Below are 14,648 nucleotides of genomic sequence, written 5' to 3'. Positions count from 1 at the left end.
CGTCAGCTCACAGGTCGCGGCGGGCGTCCCAGGCCACGGCGGACACCCGGGCGATCAGCCGGCAGGCGTCGTCGTCCTCCTCGCCGGTGGGGTTGCCGTCGGCGAGGTCGGCGGTGGTGCAGACGACGACGGCGTACGGCGGCGCGTCGTCGGGGAAGACCACCCCGGCGCCGTGCCGCACGCCGCGCACCCAGCCGTTCTTGTGCGCGATGCGGGTGCCTTCGGGCAGCCCGGCGGCCAGGTCGTCGCGGTGTTCCTGGGCGCACAGCACGTCGAGCATGGCGGCGCAGCCGGCGGGCGAGGCGAGCGCGCCCGGGGTGTCCACGCCGGCGGCCAGCGCACCGAGCAGCGCGGCCAGGTCGGCGGCGGTGACCAGGTTGGTGACGCCCGCCTCGCGGGCCGCGAAGTCCTCGATGCCCCGGCCGGTGACGCTGTGCCGGGCCCCGGTGAGGTCCCACACCCGCGCCACGGCCGGCAGTCCGACGTGGTCGATGACGAGGTTGGTGGCGAGGTTGCTGGAGCGGACGATCATCCGGTGGGCGAGCCAGCGCAGCGGCTCGCCGGCGCCGATGCGCCCCCAGACGGCCTCGTCGTTGTCGTAGTGCCGGGCGCAGGAGAACCGGGGCACGCCGGGCAGCGCCGAGTCGAACTCGTTGCGCACCGGTACGGGGACGTCGAGGTCGAGGGTGCCGGCCTCGGCGGCGCGGTGCAGCGCGACGAGCACGGCCGCCTTCATGGTGCTGGCGGCGTAGTGGGTCGCGTCGGCGTGCCGGGTCCAGGTGGGGGCGGCGCCGACCCGGCCCACGTACGCCGACACGGTGCCGGGCACCTCGTCCAGGTGGGCGTCGAGCTCGTCCCAGGTCATGCGGCTGACCGTAGCGGATCGCCGACGGGGCGGCGGGCCGGGGCGATCGGTCGTACCGTGCGGGGATGACGGTTGCCGCCTACGACGCGCACGCCGACTGGTACGAGGCGTTCGCCACCGACACCTCCAGCGACTACATGACCCGGGTCCGCGCCCGGCTCGGCGACCTGCTCGGCCCCGGCCCCGGCCGCTGCCTCGACCTGTGCTGCGGCACCGGGCTCCAGGCGGCGGAGCTGCGCCGGCTGGGCTGGGAGCCGGTCGGGGTCGACCTGTCCGCCGGGCAGCTGCGGCACGCCGGGCCGCGACTGCCGGTGGCCCGCGCCGACGCGGCGGCGCTGCCGGTGGCCGACGCCTCGGTGCCGGCGGTGGCGTGCGTGCTGGCCCATACCGACGTGCCCGACTACGCGGCGGTGATCGCCGAGGTCGCGCGGGTGCTCGCGCCCGGTGGGCGGTTCGTGCACGTGGGAGTCCACCCGTGCTTCGTCGGGGCGTTCGCCGACCGCTCGGCCCCGGATCGGATCGTGGTCGACGGCGGCTACGCCGAGCGGGAGCGCAGCTTCCGGGCCTGGGCGCCGCACGGGGTGCGGGTGCGCGTCGGCGCGTGGCACGTCCCGCTGGCCGACCTGCTCAACGCGGTCACCGACGCCGGTCTGACCCTGGTCCGCACGGCCGAGGCCGGTTCCGGTCCGGTGCCCGACCTGTTCGCCTTCCTCGCCACCCGCCCCGCCTGACGCCCGCGCCGGCTGCCTGACGCCCGCGCTCCCGGCCTGACGCCCGCGCCGCCCCGCCTGACGTGGTCCGGGGCGGCGACGGTGCAGCGCCCACCCCACCGGGCGGGGCCGTGACGGGCGGAGCCCGGACCGCGCGGGGCGGTCCGGGCTCCGGGGCGGCTGCCGTCGTACGTCAGCCGGCGTGCTTGCGGCGGGCGGCGGCCCGGCCACGGGTGGTCTGGTCGAGCACCACCTTGCGGATCCGGACGGCGGCCGGGGTCACCTCGACGCACTCGTCCTCGCGGCAGAACTCGAGCGCCTGCTCCAGCGACAGCTTGCGCGGCGGGATCAGCTTCTCGGTCTCGTCGGAGGTCGACGCGCGCATGTTGGTGAGCTTCTTCTCCTTGGTGATGTTGACGTCCATGTCGTCGGAACGGGAGTTCTCCCCGACGATCATGCCCTCGTACACCTCGGTGGTCGGCTCGACGAAGAGCTGGCCGCGCTCCTGAAGGTTGATCATCGCGAACGACGTGACGGCGCCGGCCCGGTCGGCGACGAGGGAACCGTTGTTGCGGGTGCGCAGCTCACCGAACCACGGCTCGTACGACTCGAAGACGTGGTGCAGGATGCCGGTGCCCCGGGTGTCGGTGAGGAACTCGGTGCGGAAGCCGATCAGGCCCCGGGCCGGGACCAGCCACTCCATCCGGATCCAGCCGGTGCCGTGGTTGACCAGTTGCTCCATCCGGCCCTTGCGGGTCGCCAGCAGCTGGGTGATCGCGCCGAGGTACTCCTCCGGGGCGTCGATGGTGAGCCGCTCGACCGGCTCGCAGGTCTTGCCGTCGATCTCCTTGGTGACGACCTGCGGCTTGCCGACGGTCAGCTCGAAGGACTCGCGGCGCATCTGCTCGACCAGGATGGCCAGCGCCAGCTCGCCGCGGCCCTGCACCTCCCACGCGTCGGGGCGCTCGGTGGGCAGCACCCGCAGCGACACGTTGCCGACCAGTTCCTTGTCGAGCCGGTCCTTGACCATCCGGGCGGTGACCTTGGCGCCCTTGACCCGGCCGACCAGCGGCGAGGTGTTGGTGCCGATGGTCATCGAGATGGCCGGCTCGTCGACGGTGATCAGCGGCAGGGGGCGCGGGTCCTCCGCGTCGGCCAGGGTCTCACCGATCATGATCTCGGGGATGCCGGCGACGGCGATGATGTCGCCGGGGCCCGCCGAGTCCGCCGGCTTTCGCTCCAGGCCCTCGGTCATCAGCAGCTCGGAGATGCGGACCCGCTGGGTGCTGCCGTCGGTGCGGCACCAGGCCACCGTCTGGCCTTTGTTGATGGTGCCCTGCCGCACCCGGCACAGCGCCAGCCGGCCGAGGAACGGGGAGGCGTCGAGGTTGGTGACGTGCGCCTGCAGCGGCGCCTCCTCCTCGTACGCGGGCGGCGGGATGGTGTCCAGCAGGGTGCGGAACAGGGGCTCCAGGCTGGTGCTGTCGTCGGGGACCGCGCCGTCGGCGGGCTGGGTCAGCGAGGCGATGCCGTCGCGGGCGCAGGCGTAGACGATCGGGAAGTCGATCTGCTCCTCGTCGGCGTCCAGGTCGAGGAAGAGTTCGTAGGTGTCGTCCACGACCTCCTTGATCCGGGCGTCGGGACGGTCCACCTTGTTGATCACCAGGATGATCGGCATGCGTGCCTTGAGCGCCTTGCGGAGCACGAACCGGGTCTGCGGCAGGGGGCCCTCGCTGGCGTCCACCAGCAGCACCACACCGTCGACCATGGTCAGGCCGCGTTCGACCTCGCCGCCGAAGTCGGCGTGGCCGGGGGTGTCGATGATGTTGATGGTCACCGGGTCGGAGCCGTCAGCCGGCAGGTACCGCACGCCGGTGTTCTTGGCCAGGATGGTGATGCCCTTTTCCCGTTCGAGGTCCATCGAGTCCATGACCCGCTCGGTGTCCTCGCCGCGGGCGCCGTAGGCGCCGGCCTGCCGCAACATGGCGTCGACCAGGGTCGTCTTGCCGTGGTCGACGTGGGCGATGATGGCGACGTTGCGGAGGTCGGTGCGAAGCTGCATACCCTCCATACTCCTGTCTGCGGTTGCCGGGGCACGCGTCGGGGTCTCCCCGCGAATGACCCGGATCTCTGCCGAAACTGATGTTCCGACCGTTTCAGCGCCTGGCATGCGGACCCCGTGGGAACGGGAGCCCGATGCACGACCTGCTGACCTCGCCGCAGGGCCTGCCGCCCCTGCTGATCCAGGTGATCGCCGCGATGATCGTCGCGGGGGAGACCGCAGTGATCTTCGGTCTGCTGGTGCCGGGCGAGGCGACCCTGCTGCTGGTCGGCTTCCTAGCGTACGCGGGGACGCCGCGGCTCGTACCGGCGCTGCTGGTGATGATCGTTGCAGCGGTGATCGGCGACACACTGGCGTACCGGGTGGGCCGGCGGCACGGGCCCGGCGGGGGCCGTGGCTGCGACGCCACCGCCCCCGCCGCCGGCGAGGGGTCGGTCAGTCCCGGGTGGTGACCGGCTCGCGTCCCGGCGGCGCATCGTCGTCCCCGTCCCCGGCGGGCTCGCGTTTCACCCGCCCCGGCCACCAGAAGCGGTCGCCGAGCGTGAACGTCAGCGCCGGCACCAGGACCGTCCGGACGAGCAGGGTGTCCAGCAGGACGCCGAGGCAGACGATGACCCCGATCTGGGTCAGCAGGATCAGCGGCAGGACGCCGAGGACGGCGAAGACCGCGGCGAGCAGGATGCCGGCGCTGGTGATGACGCCGCCGGTGACCCGTAGGGCCGAGAGCATGCCGGCGCGGGTGCCGCTGCGCCGGGCGTCCTCCCGGGCCCGGGTGACGAGGAAGATGTTGTAGTCCACACCGAGCGCCACCAGGAACACGAAGGCCAGCAGCAGGACACCGCTGTCGAGCGCCGGCATGTCGAGCACGTGGTCGAAGAGCAGCCACGACGCGCCGATGCTGGCGAAGAACGACGCGATCACCGTGAGCACCAGCAGCACGGGAGCGACCAGGCCGCGCAGGAGCAGCACCAGCACCGCGCCGACGAGCAGCAGGATGATCGGCAGGATCAGTCGCAGGTCCCGGCCGTTGGCCTCGTTCTCGTCGTAGGTGGCGGCGACGGCGCCGCCCACCACCGCGCCGTCGGACGCGGGTGCGCCCTCGACCGCGGGCGGGGCGGAGTCGGGGACCGCCGCGAGGGCGTCCCGCAGCGCCTCGACGGCCCGGTTCGCGGCTTCGGTGCCGGGCTCGGCCTCCAGCACGACGTCGACCTGGGCGACCTGGGCGCCCGCCTCGCCGGGCCGCGCGGAGGCGACACCGGGGATCCCGGCGGCGGTGTCCGTGACGGCCCGTACCGCCGATGGGGTGGTGAGCACGGCGACCGGCTGGGTCGTGCCGGCGGGGAAGGACCGCGCGAGGGTCTCCGCGCCGGCGACGGCCTCCGGTTTGATCCGGAACTGCTCGGTCTCCGACAGCCCGGTGCGGATGCCGAGCCCGCCGAGGGCGAGCCCGGCGAGCAGCAGCGTCGCGAGCAGCGCGACCGGCGCGGGACGGCGCTCGACGGCGGCACCGAGCCGGCCCCACAGCCGGCCCTCGCGGATCTCTCCGCCGACGCGGGGCACGAACGGCCAGAACAGGCCGCGCCCGAAGATCAGCAGAGCCGCCGGGAGGACGAACAGCGCCGAGAGCATGGCGAGTACGACGCCCGTCGCGCAGGCCACGGCGAGGGCGCGGTTGAGCTCCTGCTCCGACAGCAGCAGGGTGAGTACGCCGAGCACGACGGTGGATCCGCTGGCGAGGATGGGCTCGGCGACGCGACGCAGGGCGGCGCGCATGGCCACGAATCGGTCCTCCTCGCGGCGCAGCTCCTCGCGGTAGCGGGCGATGAGCAGCAGCGCGTAGTTGGTGGCGGCGCCGAAGACGAGGACGCTGGCGATGCCGGTGACGGCGCCGCCGGGCAGGTTGATGCCGAAGGCCGGGACGACCGTGTCGAGGGCGCGCAGCGTGAGCTGCTCCGTCGCCGCGACGACGACGAGCGGCACGATCCACAGGAACGGGCTGCGGTAGGTGATGAGCAGCAGCAGCGCCACGACGCCGGCGGTGACGGCGAGCAGCGTGGTGTCGGCGCCGGCGAAGACCTTCGTCAGGTCGGTGGCGAACGCGGGCCCGCCGGTCACCTCCACGTTCAGCCCGTCCGGGGCGTCGTCCAGGGACGCGCGGAGCTGGTCGATCCGGCTGGCGACCGCCTCCTGCCCGCCGGCGGTCGACAGCGGCACGGCGACGAGCGCGACGGTGCCGTCGGGGGAGACCCGCGGCGGGCTGACGCGTCCGCCGACGGCGAACTGGCCGAGGTCACCCGACTGGTCGGTGAGGGCCGCGCGGTCGGCTTCGGTGAGGGCCGCCCGGTCGGCGCGGCTGACGACGACGATCGCCGGCTGGACGTCGCGGGAGGGTAGCTGGTCCTGGAGGCGCTCGACCTGGGTCGACTGCCACTGGACGGAGAGGCCGGTGGACGAGACGGGCGCCGGGTTGTCGGGCTTTGGCAGTGCGAAGACGACCGCCCCGAAGACGATCGCGGCGACCACGGTGAGCCACGCGGCGAGCCGTCCGCGCGCCGCGCGGGTGAACACTGACATCGGATGCCCTTCACGGTCTCGACGGATCTGCTTCGACGCTCAGGACCCTCGCGGACGACGCAAAGTGCCGAACGCCAAGTATCTTGACAAACGAGATTAACGACTCCTGAGTTATGCTGCAACCGGAAGCGGACGGCAGGAGGCGGCGACCGACGTGGCAGGTCACGGCATGTACCGGCGGCGCGACACGCGCCGCGAACGGCTGGTCGCCGAGATCGGCACGGAGCTCCGGCGCTACTCGGTCGACGCGCAGCACATCGGGCACGCCTTCGCCAACCTGCACGGGCTCAACGCCACCGACCTCCAGGCGCTCATCGCGGTGATGGACGCCGAACTGATCGGCCGGCCGATCACCCCCGGCCGCCTCGGCGAGCAGCTCAACCTGTCGTCCGGCTCGGTCACCGCGCTGATCGACCGGTTGGAGCGCGCGGGACACATCCGCCGCGACCGCGACACCGCCGACCGCCGCAAGGTCTTCCTGCACTACGCCGAGCGGGGCGCCGCGCTCGCCATGGACTTCTTCCGACCCCTCGGCCGGCGTACCGACGACGTGATGGCCGGCTTCAGCGACGACGAACTGGAGGTGGTGCACCGGTTCATGACCGCGATGACCACCTCGATGGCGGAGCACCGCGACGCGGTACGTGCCGCCCGTGACGAGCCGGCCCGGCGCGCGAACGGCTGACGTCGTGCTCGACCGGCTGGCGACCCGCCTCGCGACCGCCGCGTTGCGGTTGCCGCCGGCGCGCACCCGTCGGGTCACCCTCACCCGGGGCATCCCGGTGCGGGTCCGCGACGGCGTGCCGCTGCGCACCGACCACTACGCCCCGGAGCTGCCCGGCGTGCCGACCGTGCTGATCCGCACCCCGTACGGGCGGGGCGGTCCCATGCGACTGCTCGGGCGGCTCGCCGCCGAACGCGGCTTCCACGTGGTGATCCAGTCCTGCCGCGGCACGTTCGGCTCCGGCGGCACCTTCGCCCCGCTCGTGCACGAACGCGAGGACGGCCTCGACACCCTCGACTGGCTGCGCCGCCAGCCCTGGTGGTCCGGCGCGTTCGGCATGTTCGGCGCCAGCTACCAGGGTTTCGTGCAGTGGGCCCTCGCCGCCGACGCCGGCGAGGAACTGCGCGCGATGGTCGCGGTGGTGACCGCCTCGGGCACCCGCGACTCGACGTACGCCGGGGAGTCCTTCGCCCTGGACACCGTGCTCACCTGGGCCGAGCTGCTCCAGGCGCAGACCGTGCCGTGGTTGGCCCGGCAGTGGGAACTCAAGCGTGGCCAGCCCCGGCTGGTCGCGGCCCTGGCCCACCTGCCGCTGGCCGAGGCGGACCGGGTGGCCACCGGTGTCACCGTGCCGTTCTTCCAGGAGTGGCTGCGCCACCACACCCCGGACGCCGACTACTGGCGGGCGCGGGTCTTCGGCGACCGGATCGCCGAGGTGCACGCGCCGGTGGCGATGGTCAGCGGCTGGCACGACATCTTCCTGCCGGCCCAGCTGCGCGACTTCGCGGCGCTGCGCGCGGCCGGCGCCCGTCCCCGGCTGACGGTCGGGCCGTGGACCCACGGCAGCCCCGGGCTCTTCGTCGCCGCGCTGCGCCACGGGTTGGACCACCTCGACGCCTACCTGGCCGGGCGGAACCCGCCGACGCCGGCCGGGGCCGGTGCGACCGCGCCCGTCCGGGTGCACGTCGGCGGCGCCGGTGGCGGCTGGCGGGACCTGCCCGACTGGCCGCCCCCGGCGGTGCCGACCCGGTGGCACCTGCACCCGGCGGGCGGGCTGAGCACCGCCGGGTCGGTGCCGTCGGAGCCGGACCGCTTCCACTACGACCCGGCCGACCCGACGCCCTCGCTCGGCGGCCCGCTGCTCGTCGCCCAGCGCGCGGGCCCCGTGGACAACCGCCCGGTCGAGGCCCGCCCCGACGTGCTCACCTTCACCAGCGCCCCGCTCGACGCGCCCGTCGAGGTGATCGGCCCGGTACGCGCCGAGATCCACCTGCGTAGTGAGCTGTCCCACGTGGACGTCTTCGTGCGACTGTGCGACGTGGACCGACGGGGCCGGTCCTGGAACGTCTGCGACGGGCTGGTCCGGGTCGCGCCCGGCCGGTTCACCGCCGACGCGACGGGCGTGGTGCGCGTACCCGTGGAACTCTGGCCCACCGCGCACCGGTTCGCGCCGGGGCACCGGCTGCGGGTGCAGGTCTCCGGCGGCGCCCATCCCCGCTACGCGCGCAACCCCGGCACCGGCGAACCTCTCGGTTCGGCGGTCACCCTGCGTGCCGGGTGGCGGGAGATCCTGCACGACCCACTGTGTCCGTCCGCAGTGGTCCTGCCGACCATGCCGCCCGCGTCGCGGCTTTCTCCCTGCTGAAAAAACCTGCTCTGAGCTGGGCGTTCATCAATCGATGGGGCTATGGTTGGGCCAATGCCCGACGCTGTGCAGCACTCGGCCGGGCCTGCGTGTGAGGCTTCCACACCGCCTACGCGGTGTCACTGGCGTGCCCGGCCTCGACCACCCGTAAAGGGGAGCCCCATGACGAGGGCACCGCAAAACCTGTTGGCGGTCCGCCGCCTGCTGCTCGATCACCTCGACACCGACCCCGACAACTCCCGCGACCAGGACCTCGAACCCGCCGAGGTCGGCATCGTCGGCGACCCGGCCCACCGGGGCGGCTACCACTGCGGCTCCGACCGGGTGGTGATCCGGGACTACTCCGTCGTCGAGTCGGTCCGGGACTCGTCCGGCCTCACGCTCGATGCCTCCGCACTCGACGTCGGCTGGTTCACGGTCAGCGTCGGAGGACGGGCGCACGATCTTCGTAGCTTCTCCACCTGGTTCGCCGGGCAGTGCGCCGCGGGCAGCTCGGACAGCCGCGACATCCGGGAGATCATCTACTCCCCGGACGGCAGGGTCGTCCGTCGGTGGGACCGCCTGGGCAGGCGGACCACCGGCGACAACTCCCACCTGTGGCACACCCACTTCAGCTTCTTCCGCGACTCGACCAAGGCCAACCGGGACCAGACCCCGCTGTTCCGCCGCTACCTGACCACCATCGGACTGATCGCCACACCCCCAGAGGAGTCCACCATGGAACAGACCGACCAACTCGTCTACAAGACCGACGTGACCACCCGTACCGTCGGCCAGGTCCTCGCCGACCTGGCGAACCTGCGCAACTGGCTGATCTCGCCCGTGGGGACGCCGGGGCTGGTCAGCCCTCCGTTGGAGCAGTCGCCGTTGACACTCATACTCGCGATGGCGCGAAGTTACCCGGCCCTGGTCAACCAGGTCACGGCCCTGGCCGACGGCGACTTCAGCGACGAGCAGGCTATCGTCGCCGGCGTGCTCGCCGGCCTGACGCCGGAGCAGATCGCGCAGGCCATCCCGCCCACCATCGCCCAGCAGGTCACCGACGAACTGGCCCGCCGCCTGGCGGCCTGACCCCGCGTCCGCCGGGCCGGCGCGCACGGTCACGCCCGGGCCGGGTGCGCGGCGACCCCGAAGCTAAGCGACGGTGGTCGCGCGACAATCGTTGCGCGACCACCGTCGCCCGGGACCGCGGTGGCGCCCGGTCATCCGCGGCGTCCGCTGGTCGCAGTTGGCCTTCGACGCCCGGACGTCGCCCCCCCGGGCGGCCCACAACGTCGGGCTGGTCGCGCCCACTTCGGTGATTGTGCTGATCGGGCCGCCACGGCGGCGACGGGACATGCCCGTCGCGCCGGAGCGGCCCTGAAAACGCGCTGCGGCGGCGGCCGGCTGCCGGCCGCCGCCACCGGCACGGGATCTACAGCGGACGGACGTTGTCCGCCTGCGGACCCTTCTGACCCTGGGTCACCTCGAACTCGACCTTCTGGCCCTCGTTCAGCTCCCGGTAACCGCTCGACGCGATGGCCGAGTAGTGGACGAACACGTCCGGCCCTCCGCCATCCTGCTCGATGAAGCCGAAGCCCTTTTCCGAGTTGAACCACTTAACCGTGCCGGTTGCCATGCATCTCTCCCTGTTCCAAAGCGGGTGAACCTCGGTCTTCGACCGATGATCGCCCGGTACTCCCCCGAGAGTAACTGGCCGCGCCGGGATTTGCTGGCCGAAGTGCCGCAGGCGGTGTGGTGAACTCTCGGCGCGGCGACGTGAAAGCCGGGCGACGCCCGGTCGGCTGGGGCATGCTTGCCCCGATGAGGGGTACCACAGCCGACGCGCTGACCGAGCTGGAGCAGGAGATCGACGCTTCCGGCGACGGGCTGGACCGGCTCCGGCTGGTGCGGATCCCGTTCGTCCCGGAGGTCCGGCTGCACCTGGCCGAGGACGCCATCGTCTGGTGGGCCCGGATGGAGGCGCACGCGGGGCACGCCCTGCCCCCGCCGTACTGGGCCTCGGTCTGGGCCGGGGGGCAGGCCCTCGCCCGTCACCTGCTGGACCATCCGGACCTCGCCGCCGGCCGCCGGGTGCTCGACCTCGCCGCCGGCTCCGGCCTGGTGGCGATCGCCGCCGCGCTCGCCGGCGCCGAGCGGGTGGTCGCCAACGACATCGACCCCTACGCGGTCGCGGCGGTCACCGTCAACGCCCGCGCCAACCACGTGACGGTCGTGGCCACCGGCGGCGACCTGCTCGACTCCGACCCCGACGGGACCGACCTGCTGCTGGCCGGGGACGTGCTCTACGACGCGACGATGGCGGCGCGGGTGCTGCCCTTCCTGCGGCGGGCCGCCGCCGCGGGTGCCGAGGTGCTGGTCGGCGACCCCGGGCGGGGCCACCTGCCACCGGGTCTGCTGACGGCGGTGGCGAGCTACCCCGTGCCGACGACCGAGCCCTCGGTGGACTCGCCCGTGCGCCGGGTGCAGGTGCTGCGCCCCCGGTGACCCGGTTCTCAGGGTCGACCCCGAGCCCGACACCAGGGGGCGTTGGGGGATCAGGCCCGATGCCGCGGGTGGCCGGGCGGTCATAGCGTACGGGGCATGGCGGATTGGCTGACCCAGCTCGGAGAGCTCCCCACCACCCTGCTCATGGGGGTGCTCGGGGTGGTGATGTTCTTCGACGCCGTACCGCTGTTCGGGGTGCTGGTTCCCGGCGACGTGGCGATCCTCGCCGCGACGGGGGTCGGCGGACCTGCCACCGGGGTCGCCACGTTCACCGTGGTGGTGGCCGGCTGCCTGGCCGGCTGGTCGCTGAGCTTCCTGGCCGGCCGTCGGTACGGCGACCGGCTGCGGCGCAGCCGCGTCGGCGACTGGATCGGCGAGGCGCGCTGGGCGGCGGCGGAGGGGATCCTCGAGCGTGGGGGCGGCCGGATGGTGCTGGTCGCGCCCTTCCTGCCGGTGTTCAACGCGCTACTGCCGCTGGCCGCGGGCGGGCTGCGGATGTCGTACCCGCGCTTCCTCGGCTGCGCGACGCTCGGCGCGGCGGCCTGGGCCGGTCTCTACCTGGTGCTGGGCACCGCCTCGCGGTCGTTGGCCGGGCTGCTGCCGGGGGAGTCCAGCCCGATGCTGGTCACCATGGTGGTCGGCCTGCTGCTGGCGGGCGCGGTGCTGATGGGCACGCGGCGCCGGCTGCGGGTCGTCACCGGAGCCTGATCCGGCGCCCGGCGCGGGCCGGCGGGGGGGCGGTCACCGCCGGAGGCCGCGGGAGCCGACGGGGGAGCGGGAGCCGACGGGGGGAGCGGGGCCGGGCGCGATCAGCGCCCGGCCCCGCTGAGGTTCACCAGCCCCGGGCCCGCCACTGGGGCAGTGCGGGGCGTTCCGCGCCGAGCGTGCCGTCCTTGCCGTGACCCGGGTAGAACCAGGTCTCGTCGGGCAGCCGGTCGAAGAGCTTGTGCTCGACGTCGTCGATGAGCGCGGAGAACCGTGCCGGATCCTCGTCGGTGTTGCCGACCCCGCCCGGAAACAGACTGTCGCCGGTGAACAGGTGCGGCGTCCCCGCCGGGTCGCGGTAGAGCAGCACGATCGAGCCGGGGGTGTGGCCCTTGACGTGGATCACCTCCAGCGCGCACTCGCCCACCGGCACGGTGTCGCCCTCGGCGAGCGTCTCGGCCTCGATCGGCAGCCCGGCGGCGTCGTCGGTGTGCACCAGCGGGCGGGCGCCCGTCTTGGCGACCACCTCCTCGAGCGCCACCCAGTGGTCCATGTGCTGGTGGGTGGTCACCACCGTGGCCAGCCCGGCGTCGCCCACCAGCTCGAGCAGCCGGGGCGCCTCGTTGGCGGCGTCGATCAGCACCTGCTCGCCGGTCGCCCGACAGCGCAGCAGGTAGGCGTTGTTGTCCATCGGGCCCACCGACACCTTGGTGATGATGAGCCGGTCGAGCTCGCGTACGGCCGGCGTGCCGCCGGGCGTGACGTCTCCGCTGTAGGTCATGAGGTCGTCTATATCCATTCCGGTGGTTGCGGCAGGGGGCCGTCGGGGGTGACGGTCAGCACGGTGCCGGGGCTGCGGCCGATCAGCCACGCGGCGAGTTCGGGGGCCGCGCCGGTGACCGTGGGGGCGGTGGCCCGGTCGCCGACGACAAGTTCGTGTCGGCTGCCGTCGAAGCGCAACACCATCGGCGGTACGTCCGCCCGGCCCGTGAGGTCGCCGGCCACCTCGTGCAGCAGCCGGTGGCCGAACGCCTCGGGCCAGTCGGCCGGCCGGTAGCCGGCGTCGAGGTCCACGTGGTGCACCTCGATCTCGCGCAGCCGGCCCCAGACCAGCATGGCCGCCGGCCAGGGGCCGCGCCGCGTCTGGACGGTGGCCGCCCACGCCTCGACCGGCATCGCGGCGACGGCCTCGGCGAACCGGTCGGCCGAGCGGCGCAGGTCGTCGAGGTGGGCGTCGGGCGGGCGGGGCGCACCGGCCTCGATGTCGGCGTCGCGGACCGCCGCGGAGGCGTACATCGGGATCGGCTCGCCGGTGCGCGCCGCGGCGAGCAGGTTGACGAAGCCGTCGGCGTTGCGGGCCAGATGGGCCAGGACGTGCCCCCGGCTCCAGCCCGGCAGCAGCGACGTGGCGGCGAGGTCGGCGCCGTCGAAGGCGGCCGCGGTCCGCAGCAGGCGGCCCGTGGCCACGTCCACCTCGCCCGTCAGCAGAAGCGGATCCATGGTCACCCACCGACCCTATCGGCCGGGCGGCCGCGCGTCGCCGGGGAAATCGCTTTCGGCGCGTCGCGGGGCGTCCTACCGTCGGCGTGGAACGCGGCACCGGGACGGCGGGGGAGGTGGTGACCATGCCGGTAGCAGCACGCGTGCGTCAACCGCTCCGACACCGATGAGGATGCCATGACCATCGACCTGACCGCCCTCGGCTGGGACACCGACCGGGCGGCACTCGTACCACGACGTGGCGGTCGCCGGCCGGGCCGGGTGGCCCGGGTGGACCGCGGGGTCTGCACCGTGCTCTGCGCGGACGGCCCGGTCCGCGCCACCCTGGGCGGGGCGGTCCTGGCCGCCGCCGCCCGCGACCTGACCCGGCTGCCCTGCGCGGGCGACTGGGTGCTGCTGGGCACCTGGCCCGACCGCAACGTCACGGTGGAGGCGGTGCTGCCGAGGCGTACCGCCCTCGTCCGGCGGACCGCCGGCAAGGACGCCAGTGGGCAGGTGCTGGCCGCCAACCTCGACGCCGCCGCCGTGGTGGAGCCCGTGCACCCCGAGCCGGACGTCGGCCGGATCGAACGGCTGCTCTCCCTGGCGCACGAGTCCGGCGCCCGGCCGCTGGTCGTGCTCACCAAGGCCGACCTGGCGGCCGACCCGCAGGCCGTCGCGCGCCAGCTCGCCGGGGTCGCCCCGGGGGTGCCGGTGCTGGCCGTCAGCGCCGAGCACGGCACCGGGCTCGACCCGCTGCGCGCCGAGGTGGCCCCCGGCCGCACGCTCGGCCTGCTCGGGCCGTCCGGGGCCGGCAAGTCGAGCCTGGTCAACGCGCTGGCCGGGGCGGCGCTGATGCCGACCCAGACGATCCGGCGCGTCGACGGCAAGGGCCGGCACACCACCACCTGGCGGGCGCTGCTGCCGGTGCCGGGCGGCGGTGCCGTGCTGGACACCCCGGGGGTGCGGGCGGTCGGTCTGCTGGACGGTTCGGCGGGGCTGGACCGGGCGTTCGCGGACATCGCCGAGCTGGCCACGGGCTGCCGGTACGCCGACTGCGGGCACGACGGGGAGCCCGCCTGCGCGGTGCGCGAGGCGCTGGAGAACGGCGAGCTGCCGACGCGGCGCTGGGAGAGCTGGCGCAGGCTCCAGCGGGAGGTGGCGTACGAGAGCCGCCGGCGGGAGGTCCGGCTCGCCGCGCAGCGGCGCGGTGGCTGGCGCGCGGGCCGGCGGCGGGCCGCCCGCCCCTGACGGGCGTACGGACGGGCGGGACCGGTCGACGACCGGTCCCGCCCGTTTCCTCGGGCGCGACGGCCCGGCTTCCTCGGCGCTGCGTCCCGCCTCGTCTCTCCGGGCTCGGCGGACCGGGCTGAGCTGGGGGAACGTGCCGGCGAGGG

At 74.1% G+C, this 14,648-nt stretch carries 13 protein-coding genes and 1 pseudogene; 8 read left to right on the top strand and 6 right to left on the bottom strand.

Features of this window, described 5'->3' with window-relative positions; all coding sequences use genetic code 11:
• Nucleotides 1–7: 7 nt before the first annotated feature.
• The gene (locus KBX06_RS09925; RefSeq protein ID WP_210834148.1) at nt 8–865 is read right to left on the bottom strand and encodes a serine hydrolase; all 858 of its coding nucleotides are present in this window, start codon (nt 863–865) and stop codon (nt 8–10) included.
• A gap of 65 nt (nt 866–930) precedes the next feature.
• On the opposite strand from KBX06_RS09925, the gene KBX06_RS09920 reads away from it, so the two are divergent.
• Entirely contained in the window at nt 931–1,596 is a 666-nt protein-coding gene (locus KBX06_RS09920) for a class I SAM-dependent methyltransferase (protein WP_210834146.1), read from the top strand.
• A 172-nt stretch (nt 1,597–1,768) separates the two neighbouring features.
• Here the strand turns inward: KBX06_RS09920 and typA are convergent, their stop codons facing one another.
• Entirely contained in the window at nt 1,769–3,637 is a 1,869-nt protein-coding gene (typA, locus tag KBX06_RS09915; protein WP_210834144.1) for a translational GTPase TypA, read from the bottom strand.
• Nucleotides 3,638–3,771: 134 nt separating this feature from the next.
• Here typA and KBX06_RS09910 point away from each other — a divergent pair.
• Nucleotides 3,772–4,020 (top strand): annotated as a pseudogene (locus KBX06_RS09910) (DedA family protein); the annotation flags it as partial.
• A gap of 52 nt (nt 4,021–4,072) precedes the next feature.
• On the opposite strand, the gene KBX06_RS09905 reads toward KBX06_RS09910, so the two are convergent.
• On the bottom strand, nt 4,073–6,211 hold the full coding sequence (locus KBX06_RS09905; RefSeq protein ID WP_210834136.1) for an efflux RND transporter permease subunit: 2,139 nt from the start codon (nt 6,209–6,211) through the stop codon (nt 4,073–4,075).
• Between the two features lie 169 nt (nt 6,212–6,380).
• On the opposite strand from KBX06_RS09905, the gene KBX06_RS09900 reads away from it, so the two are divergent.
• The 3 genes from KBX06_RS09900 (at nt 6,381) to KBX06_RS09890 (ending at nt 9,651) form a co-directional block, all read left to right on the top strand.
• Nucleotides 6,381–6,896, top strand: coding sequence for a MarR family winged helix-turn-helix transcriptional regulator (locus KBX06_RS09900; protein WP_210834209.1), 516 nt, complete (start codon nt 6,381–6,383; stop codon nt 6,894–6,896).
• A gap of 4 nt (nt 6,897–6,900) precedes the next feature.
• Entirely contained in the window at nt 6,901–8,580 is a 1,680-nt protein-coding gene (locus tag KBX06_RS09895) for a CocE/NonD family hydrolase (RefSeq protein WP_210834210.1), read from the top strand.
• Between the two features lie 162 nt (nt 8,581–8,742).
• The gene (locus KBX06_RS09890) at nt 8,743–9,651 is read left to right on the top strand and encodes a hypothetical protein (RefSeq protein ID WP_210834134.1); all 909 of its coding nucleotides are present in this window, start codon (nt 8,743–8,745) and stop codon (nt 9,649–9,651) included.
• Nucleotides 9,652–9,994: 343 nt separating this feature from the next.
• Here KBX06_RS09890 and KBX06_RS09885 read toward each other — a convergent pair whose 3' ends face one another.
• On the bottom strand, nt 9,995–10,198 hold the full coding sequence (locus tag KBX06_RS09885; protein WP_088961229.1) for a cold-shock protein: 204 nt from the start codon (nt 10,196–10,198) through the stop codon (nt 9,995–9,997).
• A 185-nt stretch (nt 10,199–10,383) separates the two neighbouring features.
• Here KBX06_RS09885 and KBX06_RS09880 point away from each other — a divergent pair, with 185 nt between their 5' ends.
• Together KBX06_RS09880 and KBX06_RS09875 are read left to right on the top strand one after the other, a co-directional pair.
• Nucleotides 10,384–11,067 (top strand): methyltransferase, encoded by a 684-nt coding sequence (locus tag KBX06_RS09880; RefSeq protein ID WP_374225600.1) that lies wholly within the window; start codon nt 10,384–10,386, stop codon nt 11,065–11,067.
• A gap of 96 nt (nt 11,068–11,163) precedes the next feature.
• Entirely contained in the window at nt 11,164–11,775 is a 612-nt protein-coding gene (locus KBX06_RS09875) for a DedA family protein (RefSeq protein WP_210834130.1), read from the top strand.
• Between the two features lie 124 nt (nt 11,776–11,899).
• On the opposite strand, the gene KBX06_RS09870 is transcribed toward KBX06_RS09875, so the two are convergent.
• The gene (locus KBX06_RS09870; RefSeq protein WP_210834128.1) at nt 11,900–12,553 is read right to left on the bottom strand and encodes an MBL fold metallo-hydrolase; all 654 of its coding nucleotides are present in this window, start codon (nt 12,551–12,553) and stop codon (nt 11,900–11,902) included.
• An 8-nt stretch (nt 12,554–12,561) separates the two neighbouring features.
• Nucleotides 12,562–13,278 carry a maleylpyruvate isomerase family mycothiol-dependent enzyme gene (locus KBX06_RS09865; protein ID WP_210834126.1) on the bottom strand — a complete coding sequence of 239 codons (717 nt, stop codon included), beginning with the start codon at nt 13,276–13,278 and terminating at the stop codon, nt 12,562–12,564.
• A gap of 171 nt (nt 13,279–13,449) precedes the next feature.
• On the opposite strand from KBX06_RS09865, the gene rsgA reads away from it, so the two are divergent.
• On the top strand, nt 13,450–14,502 hold the full coding sequence (gene rsgA / locus KBX06_RS09860; protein WP_210834124.1) for a ribosome small subunit-dependent GTPase A: 1,053 nt from the start codon (nt 13,450–13,452) through the stop codon (nt 14,500–14,502).
• Nucleotides 14,503–14,648: the final 146 nt, after the last annotated feature.

The organism is Micromonospora sp. C31, from assembly GCF_018070575.1.
GTDB lineage: Bacteria > Actinomycetota > Actinomycetes > Mycobacteriales > Micromonosporaceae > Micromonospora.
Note: the sequence above shows the minus strand (reverse complement) of the source record. Positions and strands in the feature narration are given on the sequence as shown.